Annotated in this window: 22 protein-coding genes; 19 read left to right on the top strand and 3 right to left on the bottom strand. The window is 50.3% G+C overall.

Translation table 11 applies throughout. The features are described from left to right. The first annotated feature begins 5 nt into the window (after positions 1-5). The 10 genes from mutM to rplT all read left to right on the top strand — a co-directional run bounded on the left by mutM (position 6) and on the right by rplT (position 8,985). Entirely contained in the window at positions 6-875 is an 870-nt protein-coding gene (gene mutM, locus J4760_RS04435; RefSeq protein ID WP_237604911.1) for a bifunctional DNA-formamidopyrimidine glycosylase/DNA-(apurinic or apyrimidinic site) lyase, read from the top strand. A gap of 4 nt (positions 876-879) precedes the next feature. Further along, positions 880-1,470: a dephospho-CoA kinase gene (coaE, locus tag J4760_RS04430; protein ID WP_145286733.1), complete on the top strand. Its 591-nt coding sequence runs from the start codon at positions 880-882 to the stop codon at positions 1,468-1,470. Between the two features lie 84 nt (positions 1,471-1,554). Continuing rightward, positions 1,555-2,559 (top strand): glyceraldehyde-3-phosphate dehydrogenase, encoded by a 1,005-nt coding sequence (locus tag J4760_RS04425; protein WP_186365467.1) that lies wholly within the window; start codon positions 1,555-1,557, stop codon positions 2,557-2,559. Positions 2,560-2,651: 92 nt separating this feature from the next. Continuing rightward, complete coding sequence (gene nrdR / locus J4760_RS04420; RefSeq protein WP_237604910.1) at positions 2,652-3,125, top strand: transcriptional regulator NrdR; 474 nt, start codon at positions 2,652-2,654, stop codon at positions 3,123-3,125. Beyond that, positions 3,112-4,449 carry a replication initiation and membrane attachment family protein gene (locus J4760_RS04415; protein ID WP_237604909.1) on the top strand — a complete coding sequence of 446 codons (1,338 nt, stop codon included), beginning with the start codon at positions 3,112-3,114 and terminating at the stop codon, positions 4,447-4,449. Before nrdR ends, J4760_RS04415 begins: the two co-directional genes overlap by 14 nt. Positions 4,450-4,454: 5 nt before the next feature. Next, on the top strand, positions 4,455-5,384 hold the full coding sequence (gene dnaI, locus J4760_RS04410; protein WP_237604908.1) for a primosomal protein DnaI: 930 nt from the start codon (positions 4,455-4,457) through the stop codon (positions 5,382-5,384). 314 nt (positions 5,385-5,698) lie between these two features. Continuing rightward, a complete protein-coding gene (gene thrS / locus J4760_RS04405) occupies positions 5,699-7,627 on the top strand; it encodes a threonine--tRNA ligase (protein ID WP_237604907.1) in 1,929 nt (642 codons plus the stop codon). A 221-nt stretch (positions 7,628-7,848) separates the two neighbouring features. Then, positions 7,849-8,379 carry a translation initiation factor IF-3 gene (infC, locus tag J4760_RS04400; RefSeq protein ID WP_186365466.1) on the top strand — a complete coding sequence of 177 codons (531 nt, stop codon included), beginning with the start codon at positions 7,849-7,851 and terminating at the stop codon, positions 8,377-8,379. A gap of 21 nt (positions 8,380-8,400) precedes the next feature. Then, positions 8,401-8,601, top strand: coding sequence for a 50S ribosomal protein L35 (gene rpmI, locus J4760_RS04395; protein ID WP_145286717.1), 201 nt, complete (start codon positions 8,401-8,403; stop codon positions 8,599-8,601). A gap of 24 nt (positions 8,602-8,625) precedes the next feature. Beyond that, on the top strand, positions 8,626-8,985 hold the full coding sequence (gene rplT / locus J4760_RS04390; RefSeq protein WP_145286714.1) for a 50S ribosomal protein L20: 360 nt from the start codon (positions 8,626-8,628) through the stop codon (positions 8,983-8,985). Between the two features lie 49 nt (positions 8,986-9,034). On the opposite strand, the gene J4760_RS04385 is transcribed toward rplT, so the two are convergent. After that, complete coding sequence (locus J4760_RS04385; RefSeq protein ID WP_237604906.1) at positions 9,035-9,310, bottom strand: hypothetical protein; 276 nt, start codon at positions 9,308-9,310, stop codon at positions 9,035-9,037. 153 nt (positions 9,311-9,463) lie between these two features. Here J4760_RS04385 and J4760_RS04380 point away from each other — a divergent pair, with 153 nt between their 5' ends. The 4 genes from J4760_RS04380 to pheT all read left to right on the top strand — a co-directional run bounded on the left by J4760_RS04380 (position 9,464) and on the right by pheT (position 15,011). Then, entirely contained in the window at positions 9,464-10,537 is a 1,074-nt protein-coding gene (locus J4760_RS04380) for a M42 family metallopeptidase (RefSeq protein ID WP_237604905.1), read from the top strand. Continuing rightward, the gene (locus tag J4760_RS04375; protein WP_237604904.1) at positions 10,531-11,274 is read left to right on the top strand and encodes a TrmH family RNA methyltransferase; all 744 of its coding nucleotides are present in this window, start codon (positions 10,531-10,533) and stop codon (positions 11,272-11,274) included. Before J4760_RS04380 ends, J4760_RS04375 begins: the two co-directional genes overlap by 7 nt. A 304-nt stretch (positions 11,275-11,578) precedes the next feature. After that, complete coding sequence (gene pheS / locus J4760_RS04370) at positions 11,579-12,628, top strand: phenylalanine--tRNA ligase subunit alpha (protein WP_237605045.1); 1,050 nt, start codon at positions 11,579-11,581, stop codon at positions 12,626-12,628. Next, the gene (gene pheT, locus J4760_RS04365; RefSeq protein ID WP_237604903.1) at positions 12,615-15,011 is read left to right on the top strand and encodes a phenylalanine--tRNA ligase subunit beta; all 2,397 of its coding nucleotides are present in this window, start codon (positions 12,615-12,617) and stop codon (positions 15,009-15,011) included. Before pheS ends, pheT begins: the two co-directional genes overlap by 14 nt. Before the next feature lie 644 nt (positions 15,012-15,655). Here the strand turns inward: pheT and J4760_RS04360 are convergent. Together J4760_RS04360 and rnhC are read right to left on the bottom strand one after the other, a co-directional pair. Continuing rightward, the gene (locus J4760_RS04360; RefSeq protein ID WP_145286698.1) at positions 15,656-16,120 is read right to left on the bottom strand and encodes an S-ribosylhomocysteine lyase; all 465 of its coding nucleotides are present in this window, start codon (positions 16,118-16,120) and stop codon (positions 15,656-15,658) included. Between the two features lie 70 nt (positions 16,121-16,190). Then, positions 16,191-17,081, bottom strand: coding sequence for a ribonuclease HIII (rnhC, locus tag J4760_RS04355; protein ID WP_145286695.1), 891 nt, complete (start codon positions 17,079-17,081; stop codon positions 16,191-16,193). Between rnhC and zapA the strand changes: the two genes are divergently transcribed. From zapA to trxA, 5 genes are all read left to right on the top strand, one after another. Continuing rightward, complete coding sequence (gene zapA / locus J4760_RS04350) at positions 17,001-17,258, top strand: cell division protein ZapA (protein ID WP_145286692.1); 258 nt, start codon at positions 17,001-17,003, stop codon at positions 17,256-17,258. The two genes, rnhC and zapA, sit on opposite strands and share 81 nt — an antisense overlap. A 4-nt stretch (positions 17,259-17,262) precedes the next feature. Beyond that, positions 17,263-17,796 carry a CvpA family protein gene (locus tag J4760_RS04345; RefSeq protein WP_145286689.1) on the top strand — a complete coding sequence of 178 codons (534 nt, stop codon included), beginning with the start codon at positions 17,263-17,265 and terminating at the stop codon, positions 17,794-17,796. A 28-nt stretch (positions 17,797-17,824) separates the two neighbouring features. Then, positions 17,825-19,519, top strand: coding sequence for a DNA polymerase/3'-5' exonuclease PolX (gene polX, locus J4760_RS04340; protein WP_237604902.1), 1,695 nt, complete (start codon positions 17,825-17,827; stop codon positions 19,517-19,519). Between the two features lie 10 nt (positions 19,520-19,529). Then, positions 19,530-21,857 carry an endonuclease MutS2 gene (locus tag J4760_RS04335; RefSeq protein ID WP_237604901.1) on the top strand — a complete coding sequence of 776 codons (2,328 nt, stop codon included), beginning with the start codon at positions 19,530-19,532 and terminating at the stop codon, positions 21,855-21,857. A gap of 180 nt (positions 21,858-22,037) precedes the next feature. Beyond that, positions 22,038-22,352, top strand: coding sequence for a thioredoxin (trxA, locus tag J4760_RS04330; RefSeq protein ID WP_145286681.1), 315 nt, complete (start codon positions 22,038-22,040; stop codon positions 22,350-22,352). Positions 22,353-22,366: the final 14 nt, after the last annotated feature.

Here is a 22,366-nt window from a genome sequence, read left to right as displayed (position 1 = left end):
GAAATATGCCGGAACTACCGGAAGTGGAACTGGTCAGGCGTGCCCTGGCCCAAGAAGTGGAAGGCGCTACTATCGAAGCAGTGGCGTTTTCCGATTTTGTAGTAAATGGACATCAGATTGGGCGGAGAACCATCGTCAAGGAAGACCTTGGGGCATTCGGTCCCCGTGTCCATGGTGCGGCAATCAGAAAGATCGGCCGGCGTGGCAAGTACTTGTATTTCATAATGGAGAAATCAGGTGAAGTGTTCCATATGATTTCGCATCTTGGAATGTCGGGCGCCTACTTTGTCCGAGACTCGGTCGAGTCGATCACGGATGCGAACTACCGCAAGCACTGGCAGGTCGTCTTCAGGCTTGCAGATGGACGTGCGCTGATCTACTGTGATATCAGGCGGTTCGGGGAAATGGCCACGGTAGGCAGAATGGGGGATTTCCCACCATTTACGCGCATGGCGGTGGAGTATACGGATCCAGATAGCCTGCCTGAGTTCCTGGACAGGGCGAAAGCACCGGCGAACAGCAATAAGGCGATCAAAGCGGTGATTATGGACAGCTCGGTCATACCCGGTGTCGGGAACATCTATGCATCGGAAGCACTGTTCACAGCGGGCATACTGCCGACACGAAAAGCAGGCAATGTGTCCGTCGCAAGGCTGGTGGATCTCCATCGGGCCATTACCGACGTCTTCAACCTTTCCATAGAAAGCGGCGGTTCGACCATCTCCGACTATAGAGGCGTATCCGGTGAAAAAGGCAGCATGCAGGACCGTTTCAACATCTACCAGAAAAAGACGTGCCGGGCATGCGGCGGTCCAATCAGGACGAAGACGATAGCGACAAGAAATACATTCTATTGCACTAGATGTCAGAGGTGAAACAATGAACCAGGTAATTGGACTTACAGGCGGCATTGCAAGCGGCAAGTCGACCGCCGCCGACTATATCAGAGAAAAAGGGTATCCCATCCTTGATGCGGATGTCTATGCAAGGCAGTCGACACAGAAGGATGGCCCCGCATATCCGGGCATCGTCGAGCATTTCGGCAGCAGCATCATCGGGGAAGATGGTGAAATCGACCGCAAAAAGCTCGGTGCCATCGTCTTCAACGACAGCAGGGAAAGGGAAGTGCTGAATCGTCTCGTACATCCGGAAGTCCGCAGGATGATGGACAGGGATAAGGAAAAGGCGCTTTCTGTGAGCCACGTCTTTCTGGATATCCCGCTCCTTTTCGAAAACGGTCTCGATCGTCAATGTGACATCACATTGACAGTATACGTTGATCAGGAGACGCAGATCGAGCGGCTGATGGCGCGGAATGACTTCGACCGGTCCGAAGCGCTCGCCCGGATCAACAGCCAGATGCCGCTGTCGGAAAAAAGGGAGAGAAGTACTGAAGTGCTTGATAACAATGGCTCGAAAGCGGATCTTTTCAGCCAGATAGATGACTTCCTGTCCAATCTGGAAAAGTGATATTTTATATGAAATACTGCTTTAAATTGCAGGTCATTATGTTATACTAATTATTGAAAAGTATAACATAAAGGGGCAATGGTCATGAAAAAAGTAGCGATTAACGGTCTTGGAAGAATCGGCAGAATGGTGTTCCGCATTGCCGCTGCCTCTGATGATGTCGAACTCGTCGCAGTGAATGCAAGCTATCCTGCAGAAACAATTGCACATCTTCTCAACTACGATACGACACACGGCAAGTGGGATAAGAAGGTTGAAGCAAAAGAGGACGGACTTGTCATCGACGGCAAGAAGATCCAGCTCACAAGTGAAAGAAATCCTGAGAATCTTCCATGGGGGTCGCTTGGTGTTGATCTTGTGATAGAGGCAACCGGAGCATTCAACCATGGTGACAAGGCAAGTGCACACGTAAGGGCAGGCGCAAAGAAAGTACTCCTTACCGCACCATCGAAAGGCGGAGATGTCCAGACGATTGTGCTCGGCGTAAATGACGAAGCGCTGGACCTTGATACATATGATGTATTTTCCAATGCTTCCTGTACGACGAACTGTCTGGCACCAGTCGCAAAAGTGCTGGATGACGCCTTCGGCATCAAAAATGGTCTGATGACGACGGTGCACGCCTATACGAATGATCAGAAGAACATCGACAACCCGCATAAGGATCTGCGCAGGGCACGTTCATGCGGGGACAACATCATTCCGACATCCACCGGTGCTGCAAAGGCGCTCGGTGTCGTACTGCCCCAGCTGAATGGCAAGCTGCATGGCCTGGCACTGCGTGTGCCCGTATCGAATGTGTCGCTTGTCGACCTTGTTGTGGATCTTGATACACCGGTGACGAAGGCACAGCTGAACGAAGCATTCGAGAAGCAGTCGGAGGGTGAACTTTCCGGCATACTCGGCATCACCGACGCGCCGCTCGTATCGAGCGACTTCAATACCGACAGCAGGAGCTCCATCGTTGATGCCTCGCTGACCATGGTCATGGATGACAATAAAGTGAAGGTGCTGGCATGGTACGATAACGAATGGGGATATTCCACACGGGTTGTGGAACTGGCAGGGAAAATTGCCAACAGTCTATAATGGTATCTGAAAAGAAGAAACTGATGTTTCTTCTTTTTTTATGCGTAATATATTATAATGGTATACTAATCCTTGAGAAGTGAGGTGGTCATATGAAATGTCCAAACTGCCATCAGACAAGTTCCAGGGTCATCGATTCCAGACATACGGATGAGGTGTCCGCCATACGCAGGCGGAGGGAATGCGAGAACTGCGGATTCCGGTTCACTACTTTCGAACGGATGGAACTGTCCCCCCTCGTCGTTGTCAAGAAGGATGGAAACAGGGAAGTCTTCAGCCGCGAGAAGCTCATGGATGGACTGCTGAGAGCATGCGAGAAACGTCCAATACCATATGAAGCACTTGAAAAAACGATTGCGCGCATAGAGTCTGCGCTCAGAAATCTGAATAAAGCAGAAATCACAAGCAATGAAATCGGTGAATTTGTCATGCAGGAGCTGATTACACTGGATCAGGTGGCCTACGTCCGGTTCGCCTCCGTATATAAGGAATTCAAGGATATCGATCAGCTGATGGATACATTGAATCATCTGGCCAAAGGCAGGGATGACGATGAACTTCAATGAGCGGCTGAAGCCGAATACCGAATTCATGGTCTATAACCCTGCTGCTTTTGAAAAGTCCCATCTCAATGTCCTGAACGAGCTGTATCTTCCGCTCATCCATCAGGACGCAGCAATGGCCTATATATATCTTCAGGAATCTTCGGCATATTATGAGGCACTCGAAATCAGATTCCATAGGGAAATAATGGATGAACTGAACATGCCATTATCCAGCTTCTCCAGAATACTCGAGAAGCTGGAAGGCATCGGTCTGGTGAGATCCTTTGTATCTGATGAAGCACATGATGATCTTTTCATATATGAACTGCTGCAGCCTTTGACGCCGGAAGCCTTCTTCAAGGATCCGATGCTGAGCCTGTATCTCCATAACCACCTCGGTCCGGATGCCTACAAAAGAAAGAAGGACCGTCTGTGCTATCCTCGGAAGCCTGAGCATTTCACCGAAGTGACACGGAAGTTCACGGAAGTGTTCCAGGCAGGGAACGGGGAAGGATACAGTATTCCCGAAGATTCCTTCAGAAAGGACAACGTTTCAACAGGCCCCAATATCGATCTTGATGATTTCGATTTTGATGTCCTCTTTACACACCTGAAAGGCACAAGGATCGACCGTGCATTCTTCACGAAGGAAGTCCGGATGCTGATTGTCAAACTGAGCGTGCTGTTCAACCTCAATGCATATGATATGAAGCAGATTCTGCTGCCTGTAACCACACAATATGCCGGCATTGATAAGGAGCAGTTGAGATATGAGGCCAGAAAGTACTACCAGAAAGAGCATAAGGGCAAACTGCCTGCAATCAGATCCTCCGATGCCCAACCCGAGCAGAAGGAAGCAAAGCACTCCAGTGATTCCTATATCGAGCGCCTTGAATCGATCAGTCCGCTCGATCGGCTGAATGATATCCGGAACCATCAGCCGAGTGACAGTGATCTGAAGCTCGTGACGGACATCATCGCCAAGACGAGTCTGCCGAACGGCGTCATCAACCTCCTACTCGAGTACGTCTACCAGCAGAAGGAAGGCAATCTGAACTATCCATATACGATGAAGATTGCAAGGGACTGGGAGGAGAAGGGCATCCGCTCGGCCAGGGAGGCATACCAGTCCATCATGGAATTCAGAAAGCAGCGGAATACGAAGCGCAACAGTCGGGAACGTCAGGGCGAACGCAGGCCTGCATGGATGGATGACAAGAAGCAGGCGGCACCGAAGACGGATGTGGACAAGAAGCCTGTGCCTGAAAAAGGGGCAGTCCAGAAGACAGCAAAAGACGACCCGGAACTCCAGAAAATGATAGATAACTTTAGAAAATCCAGGTGATTCAGATGGAACCTATAAACCAGTTCTTAAAGAACAATAAAAAAATACAGGATAACAATGACAGACTGTACGAATCTCTAATTCAGCACCCGAGAATTGTGGAGCTGATTGAAAACAGCGATTTTGAAATCACACGCTCCATGATCAGAAATGATCTGCTGCAGCTTAAACGCTATACAGAGCAGTCATTGGCGTGCGAGAACTGCCCATCCCTCGGGCAGTGCATCAATCATCCACAGGGGTATGTCCCTTCGATAGATGTCAGAGGGGGCAGAATCCATATCATCCATACACCATGTCCAAACAAGAAAAAGGATGATGCCTTCCGTGAGAAGGAGAAGATGATCGAATCCTATCATGTGCCGAAAGACGTCAAAGATGCGACATTCGAGACGGTCTTCCTGGATCCCGATTCGAACCGCCAGCAGATCATCATGAAAGCCATCGCGGCCAGCAAGAAGATCATCGATGGTACAGGAACGAAGGGCCTTTACATCCACGGCAGCTTCGGCATCGGCAAATCCTACCTGCTCGGCTGTATTGCCAATGAACTGAAGGAGCAGTCGGTATCTTCAATCATCGTCTATGTACCGGAAATCATCCGGGATCTGAAGGCGGGATTCAAGGACGGCACGACGGACAGCAAGTTCAATACGATCAAGAATGCCCAGGTGCTCATGCTCGATGATCTTGGTGCCGAGGACGTCACGCCATGGGTGCGGGATGAAGTCATGACCGGCATACTGCACTACCGCATGGTCGAAGGCCTGCCGACATTCGTCAGCTCCAACTATTCGATGGCGGATCTCGAATACCGCTATGCCAGGACGAAGGAGAACGGCGTAGAGGAAACAAAGGCACGCCGGATGATGGAGCGCCTGAGGTCACTTTGTGACGAAGTCCAGCTTGAAGGCAGCAACTACCGCAACAACTGATGCTTGATTAATGAAGACGGCTTGAGTATAATCAATGTATAATTTCAATATTTCAAATTCCAAGGACAACGCTTCTACTGTGTTCATTCAAAGAGAGTGCATGAACTGCTGAAACATGTGCAATGGACCGTCTGAGCGACTCCCTTGATATATGCTGGCTAATCCCCAGCCGGGACGGACCGTTATTTCCGACTGAAGGTAGGACTCTGTCCTGCAAATCAGGGTGGTACCACGGTGAAGATCGTCCCTCTATCTAATAGAGGGGCGTTTTTTATTTTGAAAATACAATCGATACGATTGAAAGGGTGGAGAATATGAGTGAAGTGAAGATTACTTTTCCGGATGGAAATATCAAGAATTTCGATTCCGGAGTGACAGCAGAGGAGATTGCGCAGTCCATCAGTCCGGGACTCAGGAAGGCGGCGCTTGCCGCCAAGGTTGACGGGGAGATGTACGACCTCAGAAGACCGATCGAAGCTGATGCAGAAATCGCCTTGATTACAAATAAGGACGAGGAGGGGCTTGAAGTACTGCGACATTCCACTGCCCACCTTATGGCTCAGGCGCTGAAGCGTCTGTACGGCGACGTCAATTTCGGTGTCGGCCCGGTCATCGAGGAAGGGTTCTACTATGACTTCGATATGGATGAGAAGATTTCTTCCGATGATTTCGAGAAGATAGAGAAGGAAATGAAGCAGATCGTAGAAGAGAACGTGGAAGTGGAACGCAAAGTGCTCTCACGTGACGAAGCAAAGGCACTTTTCAGCAACGATCCATACAAGCTTGAGCTGATCGATGCGATTCCTGAAGACGAGTCGGTGACGGTCTATTCTCAGGGAGAATTCACCGACCTGTGCCGCGGCGTGCATGTGCCGTCCACTTCGAAGATCAAGACATTCAAACTGCTGTCGACAGCAGGTGCCTACTGGCGCGGTGACAGTGACAACAAGATGCTGCAGCGCATATACGGTACAGCCTTCTTCGACAAGAAGGAGCTGAAGTCGTACTTGAACCTCCTTGAGGAAAGAAAGGAACGCGACCACAGGAAGATCGGCAAGGATATGGAACTGTTCCAGAACAACCAGCTGATCGGTGCCGGCCTGCCGCTATGGCTGCCGAATGGTGCGACGATCAGACGCGAAATCGAACGCTATATCGTCGACAAGGAGATTGCGCTCGGCTACGACCACGTTTATACACCTGTCATGGCGAACGTCGATCTGTACAAGACAAGCGGCCACTGGGAGCACTATCAGGATGACATGTTCCCGACAATGGACATGAATGGTGAGGAGCTTGTGCTCCGTCCGATGAACTGCCCGCACCATATGATGATCTACAAATCAAGCAAGCACTCCTACCGGGAGCTGCCGATCCGTATCGCCGAACTCGGCACGATGCACCGGTATGAGGCGAGTGGGGCGGTGAGCGGCCTGCAGCGTGTGCGCGGCATGACCCTGAATGATGCCCACGTCTTCGTCAGACCCGACCAGATCAAGGAGGAGTTCAAGCGTGTCGTCCAGCTGATCATCGATGTATACGCGGACTTCGGTTTCGAGAACTACTCCTTCCGTCTGAGCTACCGTGATCCAGCGGATACTGAAAAGTACTTCGATGATGACGAAATGTGGAACAAGGCGGAATCCATGCTGAAGGAAGCCGTCGATGAGATGGCGCTCGACTATACAGAAGCGGAAGGCGAAGCGGCATTCTATGGTCCGAAGCTGGATGTCCAGGTACAGACGGCACTCGGCAAGGAGGAGACGCTGTCGACAGTGCAGCTCGACTTCCTGCTGCCTGAAAGATTCGACCTGACGTATACAGGCAGTGACGGTGAACTGCACCGTCCGGTCGTCATCCACCGCGGTGTCGTCTCCACGATGGAGCGCTTTGTTGCATTCCTGACAGAGGAATACAAAGGTGCCTTCCCACTATGGCTCGCGCCGCAGCAGGTGGAGATCATACCGGTCAATCTCGATCTGCACTACGACTACGCAAGAGCACTCAAGGATGAGATGAAGAGCCACGGCATACGTGTGAACATCGACGACAGGAACGAGAAGATGGGGTACAAGATCCGTGAAGCACAGATGCGGAAAGTCCCTTACCAGGTCGTCATCGGCGATCGTGAGATCGAAGAATCCCAGGTCAATGTCAGAAAGTATGGCGAAAAGGATCAGAACACCTTCGACCGTGAGGAATTCATCTGGCAGCTCGTGGATGAGATCAGACTTAAGAAATAGTCTTGACATTCTTACCGAAAGCGTGTAGTATATTAGGAGTTGATAAGAACGGACAAGAAGAAGCTCCCGCTTCTCACCCGCAAGCACCATACTGGTAGCGACCGGGTTAGTACAGTAAGAATGATATGAGGCAGAGCCATGCTCTGCTTCATACATCTTGATGCTGGTTGGCGGGCGCATATTGTGCCCGCCCTTTTTGTTCGTCTTCAAACTTTATGGAGGTGTCAAAGATAGCTAAGGACCAAACATTAATCAATGACAGAATCCGCGCCAAAGAAGTACGCCTGATCGGTCAGGACGGTTCCCAACTCGGCATCAAGCCTAAACGTGAAGCACAGGAAATGGCAGATCGTGTAGAACTGGATCTTGTACTTGTGGCTCCGAACGCGAAGCCGCCGGTTGCCCGCATCATGGACTATGGCAAGTACAAGTACGAGCAGCAGCGTAAAGAGAAAGAAGCGCGCAAGAAGCAGAAAGTGATCAATGTCAAGGAAATCAGACTTTCCCCGACAATCGAAGATCACGATTTCAACACCAAGTTGAAAAATGCAAAGAAATTCCTGGCGAAGGAAGACAAGGTGAAAGTTTCCATCCGATTCCGTGGCCGTGCAATCACGCACAAGGATATCGGCCGCAAGGTATTGGAACGTTTTGCCAGCGAGCTTTCTGAAGTCGCCACTGTTGAACAGAGACCGAAGATGGAAGGTCGCTCAATGTTCCTCGTGGTTGCACCAATCGTCGACAAAAACTAATAATCCGGAGGTTAGGATCCCATGCCAAAAATGAAAACTCACAAAGGTTATGCTAAACGCGTCAAGCGTACTGGAACAGGTAAATTCAAACGCAACAGTGCGTTCACTTCCCACCTGTTCGCAAACAAATCCACAAAACAGAAGCGTCACCTGAGAAAATCAAGACTGGTTTCCAAAGGCGACCACAAACGTATCCAAAAACTACTATCATATGTAAAATAATCGATTGATTAAGGAGGAGCAAAAATGGCACGTGTTAAGAATGGTTTGACGTCCCGTAAAAGACGTAAAAGAGTATTGAAGCAGGCAAAAGGATATTTTGGTGCAAAACGCACACTCTATAGAACAGCGAAACAGCAAGTCATCAAATCCGGTCAGTATGCATACCGCGACCGTCGTCAGACGAAACGCGAATTCCGCAAGCTCTGGATCGCGCGTATCAATGCAGGCGCTCGCCAGAACGGCATCAGCTACAGCCGTCTGATGAACGGACTGAAAACTGCTGGTATCGACATCAACAGAAAAATGCTTTCTGAAATCGCAATTTCAGACGAAAAAGCATTCGCTGAAATCGTTGCTCAGGCTAAAAATGCACTGAACAAATAATATCACATGAAAAAACCACTTATTCCGATGGAATAAGTGGTTTTTATTTTTACTGGATGTGGGCGGTGAGCTCATCAAGCAGTGCGTCCGAGTACTCGAAGTAGCATTCCTTCTGCTCCTTGTTTTCATCCGCTGCATCGTCCTCGGACACAATGTCGAGGCGGATCAGCTTCTCACCTTCGTCGAAGAATGGCAGTGTCTGGTCGGCATATTCATCAGTCAGCCTGTTATATAATGCAACCGCTTTGTCGTCTTCTTCATAAGTATTGCTTTTTACAAGTACTTCCTGGCCGGATTCTTCCACTTTCGATATCTTTATGTTCATCAACGTAACGCCTCCTAGAGTATTTCTATATCCCCATCTACAATGATGATATCAACTTCTTTCCGATATGTGTATCAATATGGTCCATATTACGAAAACTGAAATAATTTATGATAGAATGGAAGTATCTTAATGGAAGCAAGGAGACTGATTATGGATAGACAGCTGGAAATGATGAAAAGCCTCACGGATGCACATGGCATTTCAGGCTTCGAATACGATGTGAAGAAAGTGATGAAGAGCTACCTTGAGCCGGTCAGCGATGAGCTGGTGCAGGACAACCTCGGTGGTATATTCGGCAGACGCAACGCGAAAAATGGATCACGTACGCTGCTCATCGGTGGCCACCTCGATGAGATCGGCTTCATGATCACAAGAATAGATGACAATGGATTCATCCGTTTCACGCCGATCGGCGGATGGTGGAACCAGGTCATGCTGTCGCAGCGCATGAACGTCGTGACGGATTCAGGCATTCTGACGGGTGTCATCGGCTCAAAGCCGCCGCACGTACTGTCCCCTGAAGCACGCAAGAAGCCGGTAGACATAAAGGACATGTTCATCGATATCGGCGTGGCTTCAAAAGAAGAAGCGGAGAACGCAGGTGTCAAAGTGGGCGACATGATCACCCCGCATTGCGACTTCACCGAGATGGCCAACAAGGACTATCTGCTTGCGAAAGCCTGGGATAACAGATTCGGCTGTGCACTGGCGATTGAAGTGCTCGAGTCTGTCAAAGACGAGGATATCAATGTCAATGTCGTCAGCGGTGCGACTGTACAGGAAGAGGTCGGCCTGCGCGGTGCCAAGGTTGCAGCGAACAAAGTGAAGCCGGACCTCGCAATCGCGGTCGATGTCGGCATCTCCTGGGATACACCGGGCATGAGCGAGAAGGATGGTACCGGCAAGATGGGTGACGGTCCACTTGTACTGCTGCTCGACGGTTCCAACATCGGTCACGTCGGTTTCAGAAGACACGTCGAGAAGCTGGCGGCGGAGAAGGATATTCCGGTACAGTGGTCTGTCATTACTGGCGGCGGTACAGATTCCGGTGCCTTCCATGTATCCAATGAAGGGGTACCTTCAATCTCCATCGGGGTGCCACTCAGATACATGCACTCGAACGTATCCATTCTGAACAGGGAAGACTACAACAATGCAGTCCGTCTTGTAACGGAGATCGTCAGATCACTCGATGACAGTAAGGTGGAAGAGATCATTTGGTAGAACCGAAATATATTACGTCGAAAGATAATCCGCGTATCAAGGAAATGAAGAAGCTGCAGTCGAAGAAGTACCGCAGGAAGTTGGACCAGTTTCTGATTGAAGGGGCACATCTTGTCGAGGAGGCGATGACGCATGGTCAGAAGATCCATGCACTCGTTTTCCTCGATGGCTATGATCATGCGAAGTATGATGACCAGGAGATTGAAACCTTCATAGTGAACGACAATGTGATGAAGACGCTGTCGTCGCTTGAGACGCCTCCCGGCATCATGGCGGTGGTCTCCTATGCTGCACCCGAAACAGACGGTCGCCGTGTACTGCTGCTCGATGGCATCCAGGATCCGGGCAATCTCGGCACACTGCTCCGCACAGCGGATGCCTTCGGATTCGGCCGCGTCATCCTTTCCCTGGATACAGTCGATGCCTTCAGTGACAAGGTGCTCCGGAGCGCCCAGGGCAGCACGTTCCATATCGATATCAAATCGATGGATGCAGCGGAAGCGGTACAGGATTTTGATGGTACTGTTCTTGCGACCGACCCTGAAGGTGCCGTTCCCCTTGAAGAAGCACCGGCGGGAGATCCACTGATGGTCATTCTCGGCAATGAGGGCAGGGGCGTATCCGACACAGTGCTCGCCCAGGTGGATAGAAAGATAAAGATAGAAATGCCGGGGGCGAGTGAAAGTCTCAATGTGGCAATTGCAGGCGGCATCATCATGCATCATTTCAAAGCTTGATTTTTACGAACTTTGATTTATAATAATCCTATAGATGAATATCAAGCTTCAAGAGAAGCCGGACATAAATGGTCCAGGAATCCGTATACAGGGAGCGCAGCACATGGACTGGAATGCTGCGTACGGATGGGATCAGGGTTCACCTGGCAGATGGAGCAGTGGGATGATCCCTTATCTTTCTAGAAGTGTCTGTATTTGTTATGCAGAAAATCAGGTGGTACCGCGGAAACTCCGTCCTTGGATATATAAGGACGGAGTTTTTTTATTTAATTGGAGGAGTGAGACGATGGATACAGCAGGAATTATGGATGTTCGGAAGTCATTCGATGATGATATAGCGAACGTCGGCAGCCTGGATGCGCTGCAGCAGCTGAAAGTGGCCTATCTAGGCAAAAAGGGTAAGGTTACGGATCTGATGAAGGGCATGAAGGATCTTTCGAAAGAGGAAAGGCCTGAATATGGTGCGAAAGTCAATGAAGTCCGTACGCATATTACGGAATCGATCGACAGCAGAAGTGCGGTTCTCGAAGAGGCGGCGCTTGAAGCCAGACTACGCGAGGATACGATCGATGTGACACTGCCGGGCAGAACTTTCGACCTCGGCAGCCCGCACCCATTGAGCCGTACGGTTGAGGATATCGAGGATTTCTTCCTCGGTCTTGGATATGAGATTGCGGAAGGCTATGAAGTCGAAACGGACTACTACAATTTCGAGGCGCTCAATCTGCCGAAATCCCACCCGGCACGTGACATGCAGGACACGTTCTATATTTCAGAGGAGACGCTGATGAGAACCCATACGTCTCCGGTGCAGGCACGTACGATGGAGCAGCGGGAAGGCGAGGCTCCTGTAAAAATAATCTGCCCGGGTAAAGTATACCGGCGGGACAGCGATGACGCGACACACAGCCACCAGTTCACACAGATCGAGGGGCTTGTCGTCGATCGGGATATCCATATGAGTGATCTGAAAGGCACACTCGAACTGTTCGCCAGGGAAATCTTTGGTGCAGAACGTGAAATCCGCCTGCGTCCAAGCTATTTCCCATTCACTGAGCCGAGTGTCGAAGTGGACATCTCCTGCTTCAAATGCAAAGGTGCAGGATGCAACGTATGCAAGGGCACCGGCTGGATAGAGATTCTCGGTGCCGGCATGGTGCATCCGAACGTGCTCGAGATGGCCGGCTTCGACCCTGAAGTCTACTCGGGATTCGCTTTCGGCATGGGGCCGGACAGGATCGCAATGCTGAAATACGGTATTGAGGACATCAGGCATTTCTACACGAATGACTTAAGATTCATCAATCAGTTCAAAGCAACAGAAGATGGTGGTGCGACTAATGAAAGTATCTAGAGAATGGCTCAATGAATGGATCCCGAACGAAGTACCGGTCAGTGAACTGGCCGAAAAGATTACGCGTGGCGGCATAGAAGTGGATGAAATCATCGACTACACCGCCGAAGTGAAAAACCTCGTCGTCGGATATGTAAAGACGGTGGAGCAGCATCCGGAAGCGGATCGCCTGAGAATCTGCCAGGTGGATACAGGTGAGGAAACACATCAGATCATCTGTGGGGCGCCGAATGTCAAAGCCGACTCTTATGTTGTCGTATGCAAAGTCGGCGGCAGGCTGCCGGGAGGCATAAAGATCAAGCGTGCCAAACTGCGCGGTGAAGTATCGGAGGGCATGATCTGCTCGCTTGAAGAGCTTGGTATCAACGAGGACCAGGTCCCTGCCGAATACCAGAACGGCATCTTCATGTTCCAGGAGGAGAAGATGGCTGGGGAGGATGCACTGGCAGCACTGCTGCTTGATGACCAGGTGATGGAGTTCGACCTGACACCGAACCGCAAGGATGCCCTAAGCATGGCTGGCGCGGCATACGAGACACGTGCACTGTTCGGCGGGGAAGTCGCACTGCCGGCTCATGAAGTGGAGGATGGAACTGGGTCATCCGCGCTTGAAATCAGAAACGCGGATGCCGAAGCGGTACCATTCTACGGTGCCCGTATCGTCACAGGCGTCACAATCGCACCTTCACCGACGTGGATGCAGATGCGGCTGATCAAGGCGGGTATCCGTCCAATCAATAATGTCGTCGACATCTCCAACTATGTACTGCTCGAATTCGGCCAGCCGCTCCATATGTTCGACCGTGACCAGATCGGATCGGATGAAATTGTGACACGCTACGCACATGAAAATGAAAAGATGACGACGCTTGATGGCAGGGAAAGAAAGCTTGAAAGTGGAGACATTGTCATTACCAATGGCAGCGAACCGATTGCACTTGCAGGTGTGATGGGTGGCGAATTCTCCGAAGTGACGGATCAGACGACCAGTGTCGTCATCGAATCCGCAGTCTTCAATCCGGTATCGATCCGCAAAACGAGCGGCCGATTGAACTTGAGAAGCGAAGCATCAGCAAGATTTGAAAAAGGCGTCTCCCACGAATTTGTACTGAAAGCGCTCGACCGTGCCGCACTGCTGCTCACGCAGTATGCCGGTGGCACAGTAGCATCATCCGTCCTATCATCCGGAGAGCTTGACGTCGAAGATACGACAATCAATATAACGAAGGCATTCATCAATTCGCATCTCGGCATGGAGCTTGAAACTGCAGAAATCCAGGAGACACTATCGAAGCTCGGTCTGAGTACGGCAGTCGATGGCGATGCATTGGAAGTCTCGGTGCCGTCACGTCGGGATGACCTTAAAATCAAGCAGGATATCACCGAGGAAGTGGCACGAATCTACGGTTATGATGCACTGCCTTCATCCATGCCCGATACCAGCACCACATCAGGCAAACTGACGGATGAACAGAAGAAGACACGCACCATCCGCCATCAGCTCGAGTCGCTCGGCCTTTCCCAGGCCATCAACTATGCGCTGACAAGCCGCGAGAAAGCGGAGCAGTTCAATGAACTGGAAGGTACAGTCGAACTGCTGATGCCGATGAGTGAAGACCATGCGGTGCTCAGAAAAAGCATGATTCCGCATCTTGTCGATAATGTGGTCTACAATAGAAATCGCCAGCAGAAGGATGTCCAGTTCTATGAGATCGGCCGTATATTCCAGTCGAATGGGACTGGTGTCCTCCCTGAAGAACGGGAAATGCTTGCAGGTGTCATCACGGGTGAAATGAACCGCACCGACTGGCTCGGCACAAAAGTGCCGGCAGATTTCTTTGCAGCCAAAGGCATTGTTGAAAGTGTGTTCGCCAAGCTTGGTCTTGGGGACAGCATCCGATATGAGCAGTCATCAAGATTCGATACGATGCATCCTGGCAGAACAGCAGATGTGCTGCTTGATAATGAGCGCATCGGAACCATCGGGGAACTGCACCCGAAATATGCCCAGCAGAATGATCTCGATCGGACAGCGGTATTCGAGATTGATCTCGATCGCCTGCTGTCGGTGAAGCAGGGCAACATCTTCTATGACCAGCTTTCCAGATATCCATCCATCACACGGGATATTGCGCTTGTTGTGGATCGGACGGTTGCTGCCGACACACTCGTGCGTACTGTCGAAACAGCAGCTGGGAAGCATCTTGTGGACGTATTCGTCTTTGACGTCTATGAAGGGGATAACATGGAAGCGGGCAAGAAATCCGTGGCACTCAGACTCACTTATCTGAATAAGGAGCACACCTTGACGGATGAGGAGATCGAGAAGCAGCACACACCAGTACTGGAAGCACTAGTAGCAAACGGAGCACAGATCAGATAGAAAAAAGGCGATCACAATGTGATTGCCTGAGGTAGTAGAAATAGAAGTTGCGAAAATCGGAAATATCGTGGAATTGAATGGCATGAGATGTTTGAAAAAACAGTAGTCGACCACAAACTTTATAAAATCATCGACGGTTTATTTCTCTGATCGTCAATGGCGTTTCGAGGTCGGAGTTTAGGGTTTCGGCCTATGCTGGACGCCGTTGAAAAAGCTATGAATGGAGACGAAGCCGCCCCTGGCAGACTGGATTTGTTCCAGTGTGTGTGGAGGGGCGGCTTTTTGTGCTGGTTTTGTGGGAGTTTATTTTCAGCTCTCCATCTGGACGTCCGACGATGGTGAATTGGCGCTCCAACTTGCCATGGCGGCGTCCGCGATGGTGAATTGACGCTCTAACTTGCCATGGCAGCGCCCACGATGGTGAGTTGGCGCTCTAACTTGCCATGGCGCCGCCCACGATGGTGAATTGGGGCTCCAACTTGCCATGGCAGCACCCGCGATGGTGAGTTGGCGACATCACCACACCCCATCACCGCACCACACCACACCCGATCCCACCCTAAAAAAAGACTGCAGACATGTCATTCTACAATGACTATGTCTACAGTCTGAGGCGATCAAATTGTGATCGCCTTTTCTTTTGGCTATTCGGCAAATACGATATCCCAGCTGTCCTTTCCGGACAGCATTTTCCGAGCAATCTCCTTGGCGCCTTCGAGACTATGGCTCGCCGCCCAGCCGCACTGCACTTCGTTGCAGGCAGGCACTTCCCGAGCTTCGAGCACATCGTTCAGCGTGCTTTCGACGACACTGCTGATATGGTCGTAGTCATCATCGTTCAGCACAGACAGATAGAATCCCGTCTGGCAGCCCATCGGGCTGAGGTCGACGACCTTATCGTGGTGGTTTCTGATATTTTCGGCCATCAGATGCTCGAGGGAGTGCAGACCCGGCATTTCCATATGCTCCTTGTTCGGCTGGCAGAAGCGGATGTCGTATTTATAGATGACATCCCCATGCTCGCCTTTACTCTTTCCGGCGAGGCGGATATAGGGCGCATCGACTTTCGTGTGGTCCAGGTTGAAGCTTTCAACATTCATCTTTGGCATTGCGTATTCTCCTTTTGCTTTGTGGTTAATGTAATACTAAAGGATAATTCCTACTATCTCAATAGTAATTCTATCTGTTGTTCTTTTTTTGATCAACCAGGTCCATGACTTTCTGTCTGGATTTGAAATGTTTTTTCGTCAGGTTATCAACGTAGTCCATGCCATGCCTGTCGGCAAGGCGTGCCGCAAACTGGTCCGTCTTTTTGCTGGCACCTCTCGGTACTTCGGTCTTCAGGTGCTGATTGAGATTGTCCATCTGCTCAAGGTACTTGCTCCGGGCCAGAATGCTGGCACAGGCGACAGCGATGGATTTCGACTCCGCCTTCGTTTCCTGGTGGATCAGATCCAGCCGAAAGGGTTCCGGTACATATTTCTGGTAGGCGTTCTCTGTTGTGAACTGGTCGATGACAATGGCTTCGACAGCTTTCTGGTCATCGGCCTCAAGCTTTTCATAGACATTTCTGATGCAGTGGTCATGCAGCACCGCCTTGAGCTTGACGATGTTCCAGCCTTCATCGATCTTCCTATTGTAGGAAGGATTGTCCAGTACGACGAGGGAGTAGGGCACAATATGGATGATGTCCCGAGCCAGACGATCGACGGTGCCGTTCGAGAGGTTCTTCGAATCCTTTACGCCGAGTTCACGCAGCAGGGCCACTTTGTCTTTCGGTACGTGGGCAGCGCATACTGTCATCGGGCCGAAATAGTCGCCGACGCCGGCTTCGTCGCTGCCGATTGTATTCAACATATCATAATTCATAATTACTCGTTCCTTTGTGTTTTTTCGTATGCATATACTTGTGTAACCAGTAGTGGATAAGTATAATAAATTAATGATAACATATAAGAGCTGAAACTTTGGATAGGGAGGCAATGTCAGATGGCACAATATAAAAACCGCATTGCTGTCGTAATAAATGACCAGCAGTACACGCTGGTTGGAGAAGACAACCCTGAGCATATACGGTATGTTGCAGGACTTGTAGATAATAAGATCAGGGAAATAGGTATGAAGAATGCAGGGCTTGATACCACAAGGAAAGCAGTGCTTACAGCAGTGAACGTCATGGATGAATACGTAAAGCTGGCTGAGAAGCACGAAGCGCTGCTGGAAGAAATGGACCAGCAGGGAAACTGATATCATGACACTGCTGATATTGATCCTGCTCATCATAGGAATGGTCATCGGATACCGTCGGGGCATCATACTGCAGCTCCTTCATCTGATCGGTACGATTTCGGCCATCATCATCTCTGCCTTGAACTACGAAAGACTTGCCTCCCGTTTCGATATGATCATGCCTTACCCATCGACGGCGCAGACGGTTTCAAATCCGCTCCTGCCGGAAATAGACAACGCGGAACTCGGCTTCTACAAGATGGTGGCATTCTTCATGATCTTCGTTGTTGCCAAGATTGTCATCCAGCTGATTGTCAGTGCTTTCGACTATCTTCAGCAAGTCGATGCATTCGGACGTACAGGCGACATACTTGGAACGGCACTTGGTCTGATAGAGATGATCTATATACTGGTCGTCATTCTCTTCATGGCAACCGTACTGCCGCTCGAGAACGTGCAGACAACTCTCGAAAATTCAGGACTTGCACGCTTCCTGATGGACAATACTTTCATCATTTCCGATAAATTCATAGAATGGTTAAAAACGGGGTCATAGAGATATGGCTCTTTTTTTGGAGGTCAATATGACAAAAAAAGATATCATCAATCTGCTCGAGACAATCGCAACATATATGGAGCTTTCGCTTGAAAATCCATTCAAGGTATCTGCCTACCGCAAGGCCGCCGGCGCCATCGAACGCGACCCGAGATCGCTGTCTGAAATCGACGATTTCTCGGAAATCAAGGGAATCGGCAAGGGCGTCAATGATGTGATCAGCGAGTATGTGGAGAACGGCCGATCATCGGTGCTCGACGAACTGAAGGAATCTGTACCTGTATCGCTCATCCAGATGCTCAAGCTGCCGACACTCGGCCCGAAAAAGATTGCGAAGCTGCATAAGGAACTCGGTGTCGTCACGCTGGAGGGACTGAAGGCGGAATGTGAGGCCGGAAGGGTGAGCGAACTGAGCGGATTCGGCAAGAAGACCGAGGAAAATATCGCCAAGGCGATCGATGAGCTTCTCACCCGTCCAGAAAAGTACCCGATCGAGAAGATCCAAAGCTTCAGAAGCATCATCGAAGCGGCACTGGACGAGATCAGTAGCGTCGACAGATACAATATCGCCGGCAGCGCAAGGCGCTACAAGGAGATGAGCAAGGATCTCGACTTCATCGTACAGACCGATGATGCAGCCGACGTGGCAGAAACCTTCATCAATCTGCCGTTTGTCCAGGATGTCATGGCGAAGGGTGAGCGCAAGCTGTCCGTCGTCGTCGAACATGATCTGGATCAGATCGGTGTCGACATGCGCTTTGTCACACCTGAAGCGTATCACACGACACTGCATCACTTCACCGGTTCGAAGGAACATAACGTAAAGATGCGCCAGATTGCCAAATCAAGAGGTGAAAAGATCAGTGAGTATGGTGTGAAAAAAGGGGATGATCTGCTGACATTCGAGTCGGAAGCGGACTTCTTCTCCCACTTCGACCTGCCCTATATTGCACCTGCCATGCGGGAGACCGGGGAAGAGACGGATATCGATGTTTCCGATATCATCACACTGGATGACATAAGGGGCGATCTGCACATGCACACGGTATACAGTGATGGTGCGTATTCAGTGCGCGAAATGATCGAAGCCTGCGTTGCCAAAGGGTATGAATACATGGTCATTACAGACCACTCGAAAAGTCTGCGTGTAGCCAATGGTCTTGATGAGGACCGCCTCTGGCAGCAGATTGAAGAGATCAGGAAACTGAGACCGGAATATCCTGAAATAGACATATATTCAGGGACGGAAATGGATATTCTGAAGGATGGCACACTGGACTTTTCCGATGATATGCTGAAGGAACTGGACTACGTCATCGCTGCCATCCATTCGAGTTTCCAGCAGACGGAGGATGAGATCATGCACCGCCTCGAATCGGCATGCAACAACCCATATGTCCGCCACATCGCCCATCCGACAGGCAGATTGATTGGTGGTAGAGCGGGTTATGCGGTAGACTTCGAAAAGCTGATCCAGATGGCAAAAGACACGAATACAGTCATGGAAGTGAACGCCAATCCAAGGCGTCTCGACCTGTCTTCATCCGTCATCAGGAATTCAGGGCTGATGCTGACAGTCAATACGGACGCCCACCATACACGGCATCTTGAATTCATGGAGTATGGTACAGCAACATTGCAGAAGGGTCTGATCGAGAAGAATCAAGTGATCAATACATTCTCAAGGGAAGATTTCAGAGAGTGGGTCAATAAAGGGAAATAGAGGGTTGAAAATGAATCAGAGAACAATCAATACATTGGAGTTCGATAAGATACTCGCCCAGCTGTCAGCTTTTGCTGAAAGCGGAAAGACGAGAAAGATGATCGACCACGACATCGTGTCGACGGATCTGGATGAAATACTGCAGATGATCAACGAAGTGGATGATGCGTCCACCATGCTCAGATACAAGGCGGTCGAGCTCGGCGGAATCACCGATATCAAGCAGCATGTCAGACGTGCAGAAATCGGCAGCATGCTCGGAGTACAGGAACTGAATGAAATCAGATCCATGCTGAACCGCAAGCACATGCTCGGTGGTGTCTTCAATGACTTTGAGGACGATGAGGTCGCACTTGACTATCTGCCGATCTACATCAACGGCCTGCCGGACATTCATTTTCTGTACAGAAGAATTACGGAAACGGTGGACGATAGCCAGGTGCTCGACCATGCATCGGAAGATCTGCTCAGAATCAGAAGAAAGATCCGTTCGGAAGAAGGGAAAATACGGGATCGGCTGAATGACATCATTCGCGGATCCAATCAGAAGAAGCTGTCCGACAGCATCATCACGATGCGCAACAACCGGTATGTCGTCCCTGTCAAAGTGGAGCATCAGGGTGAATTCAGCGGCATTGTCCATGATATATCATCGAGTGGACAGACCGTCTACATGGAACCGATGGCAGTCGTCCAGATGACCAACCAGATCCAGAGACTGCGCGATGAGGAGCAGACTGAAGTGGAGCGCATCCTCTACCAGCTTTCGGCTGAGGTGGCGGAAGTCGGCTCCGAGCTGTCGATGACGGATGATGCACTGCATCATATGGATATGGTCTTCTCGAAGGCGAAGTACGGTGCTAGAATCAGAGGCTCAAAACCAGAAGTGGCAAGGACGGGCGGCATCCACCTCCCGGCTGCTTTCCACCCGCTTATCCCAGAGGATGAAGTGGTGAAAAACGATATCATGATGGATGCGGAGACGAGAGCTGTCATCATCACCGGACCGAATACAGGCGGTAAGACGGTCACCATCAAGACGATCGGCCTCAGTGTACTGATGGCCCAGTCGGGCATTCCGGTTCCGGCACGTGACGGCAGCCGGCTCCGTCTTTTCGAGAAGGTCTACAGCGATATTGGGGACGAGCAGTCGATCGAACAGTCGCTGTCCACCTTCTCAAGCCATATGACAAACATTACAGGCATTCTCGACGAAGCGGATGAAAACAGCCTTGTGCTGCTTGATGAGCTCGGTGCCGGGACAGACCCGGAAGAGGGTGCTGCACTTGCCATCAGTATTCTTGAATACTTGCTTGCGAAGCGTTCAACAATCGTTGCGACGACGCACTACCCACAGTTGAAGTCATTCAGCTATACGAGAGAAGATACTTTGAATGCGAGTGTCGAATTCGATGTGGAGACCCTGTCTCCGACATACCGTCTGCTCATGGGCATACCCGGCAAGTCGAATGCGTTTGAGATCTCCAATAAGCTTGGACTGAATGGAGATGTCATCGAACGCGCACGCAACCTCTCCGGCAGAGATAATGAAGATGTCAATGAAATGATCACTGCACTCGAGCGGCATACAAGAAAAGCGCAGGACAATGAACAAGAAACACAAAGGCTTCTGAAGGATGCTGAGAAACTTCATTCGAGTCTCGATACTCAGGTGGCAGACTACGAAGCATACAAAGAAAAGCTCCGCAAGGAAGCGCGTGTAGATGCCAACCGCATCATCAAGGAAGCGGAAACGCGTGCCGATGAAGTCATCCGCACACTTGAGGATATGAAGAAACTCGGTGCCGACATCCAGGAACATGAGCTCATCAATCAGAAGAAGGCACTGACCGACAGCTACTACCAGGAAGACATCCGGAAGAAGGAGCGCGCCACCAAGAAAGAGAAGATCTCTGCGGGAGATGAAGTGGACGTCCTGTCATATGGACAGAAGGGTGAAGTGCTCGAAGTGAAGGATGATTCAGTCACCGTCCAGATGGGTATCATAAAAATGAAGGTCGGCATGGACGAAGTGAAGAAGCGCAAGAAGGAGCAGCCGAAACGTACCGTATCGAGAAGGATCAACAAGACATCCGTCAAAAGGGAGCTCGATCTCAGGGGAGAACGCTATGAAGAGGCGCTCCGCAAGCTCGACCAGTACCTCGACCAGGTGATGCTCTCGAACTACAACGAAGTGGAGATCATCCATGGCAAGGGGACGGGCGCGCTGCAGAAGGGTGTGCAGCAGTTCCTGAGGACACACCCTAAAGTGAAATCATTCAGAGGCGGCATGCCGAGCGAAGGCGGCTTCGGTGTCACCGTAGTCGAAATGAAGTAGGTGGTCTGATGGATAATTTTGATATGTACAAGCTTGCGAAAGTACTGATTGCGGTGGGTACCGCCATGTTTCTCGGCGGCATCATCTACCTGATGTTTTTTGCATAGGCAGTAAGATTGAGGATTTATACGCTTGCATGATATAATTGATGCATAATCAACACAATGGAGGTAATTTCAAATGGCAATAATAGAAGTGAATGATCAGAATTTCAAACAAGAAGTTGGAAGCGGACTTAAACTGGTGGACTTCTGGGCACCATGGTGCGGACCTTGTAAAATGATTGCTCCTGTACTTGAGGAAGTTGCACAGGATATGGACGGTAAAGCGGACATCGCCAAACTGAATGTTGATGATAACCAGGCAACTGCCAGCGAATACGAAGTAATGAGCATTCCAACACTCATCCTCTTCAAAGACGGCGAGCCTGTTGATAAAGTTGTCGGCTTCCAGCCGAAGGAACAGCTTGTTTCACTTATTGAAAAGCACGCATAATTAAAAGACAGCCG

The organism is Salinicoccus sp. ID82-1 (assembly GCF_021991715.1).
Lineage (GTDB): Bacteria > Bacillota > Bacilli > Staphylococcales > Salinicoccaceae > Salinicoccus > Salinicoccus cyprini.
The sequence above is the reverse complement of the archived record's forward strand: the minus strand, read 5'-3'. Positions and strand labels throughout refer to the sequence as shown.

Excerpts from the sequence above, each read along its gene's own strand:
- rnhC (WP_145286695.1), bottom strand. The coding sequence starts at position 17,081 with ATGCTCAGGGTTGTCTTCTCCAACCAGCGTGTACTGCTGGTCATTTAT.
- nrdR (WP_237604910.1), top strand. The coding sequence starts at position 2,652 with ATGAAATGTCCAAACTGCCATCAGACAAGTTCCAGGGTCATCGATTCC.
- polX (WP_237604902.1), top strand. The coding sequence starts at position 17,825 with ATGACAAAAAAAGATATCATCAATCTGCTCGAGACAATCGCAACATAT.
- J4760_RS04385 (WP_237604906.1), bottom strand. The coding sequence starts at position 9,310 with ATGAACATAAAGATATCGAAAGTGGAAGAATCCGGCCAGGAAGTACTT.
- J4760_RS04360 (WP_145286698.1), bottom strand. The coding sequence starts at position 16,120 with ATGCCAAAGATGAATGTTGAAAGCTTCAACCTGGACCACACGAAAGTC.
- rplT (WP_145286714.1), top strand. The coding sequence starts at position 8,626 with ATGGCACGTGTTAAGAATGGTTTGACGTCCCGTAAAAGACGTAAAAGA.
- thrS (WP_237604907.1), top strand. The coding sequence starts at position 5,699 with ATGAGTGAAGTGAAGATTACTTTTCCGGATGGAAATATCAAGAATTTC.
- pheT (WP_237604903.1), top strand. The coding sequence starts at position 12,615 with ATGAAAGTATCTAGAGAATGGCTCAATGAATGGATCCCGAACGAAGTA.
- dnaI (WP_237604908.1), top strand. The coding sequence starts at position 4,455 with ATGGAACCTATAAACCAGTTCTTAAAGAACAATAAAAAAATACAGGAT.
- J4760_RS04345 (WP_145286689.1), top strand. The coding sequence starts at position 17,263 with ATGACACTGCTGATATTGATCCTGCTCATCATAGGAATGGTCATCGGA.
- coaE (WP_145286733.1), top strand. The coding sequence starts at position 880 with ATGAACCAGGTAATTGGACTTACAGGCGGCATTGCAAGCGGCAAGTCG.
- zapA (WP_145286692.1), top strand. The coding sequence starts at position 17,001 with ATGGCACAATATAAAAACCGCATTGCTGTCGTAATAAATGACCAGCAG.
- J4760_RS04415 (WP_237604909.1), top strand. The coding sequence starts at position 3,112 with ATGAACTTCAATGAGCGGCTGAAGCCGAATACCGAATTCATGGTCTAT.
- rpmI (WP_145286717.1), top strand. The coding sequence starts at position 8,401 with ATGCCAAAAATGAAAACTCACAAAGGTTATGCTAAACGCGTCAAGCGT.
- J4760_RS04425 (WP_186365467.1), top strand. The coding sequence starts at position 1,555 with ATGAAAAAAGTAGCGATTAACGGTCTTGGAAGAATCGGCAGAATGGTG.
- J4760_RS04335 (WP_237604901.1), top strand. The coding sequence starts at position 19,530 with ATGAATCAGAGAACAATCAATACATTGGAGTTCGATAAGATACTCGCC.
- mutM (WP_237604911.1), top strand. The coding sequence starts at position 6 with ATGCCGGAACTACCGGAAGTGGAACTGGTCAGGCGTGCCCTGGCCCAA.
- trxA (WP_145286681.1), top strand. The coding sequence starts at position 22,038 with ATGGCAATAATAGAAGTGAATGATCAGAATTTCAAACAAGAAGTTGGA.
- pheS (WP_237605045.1), top strand. The coding sequence starts at position 11,579 with ATGGATGTTCGGAAGTCATTCGATGATGATATAGCGAACGTCGGCAGC.
- J4760_RS04380 (WP_237604905.1), top strand. The coding sequence starts at position 9,464 with ATGGATAGACAGCTGGAAATGATGAAAAGCCTCACGGATGCACATGGC.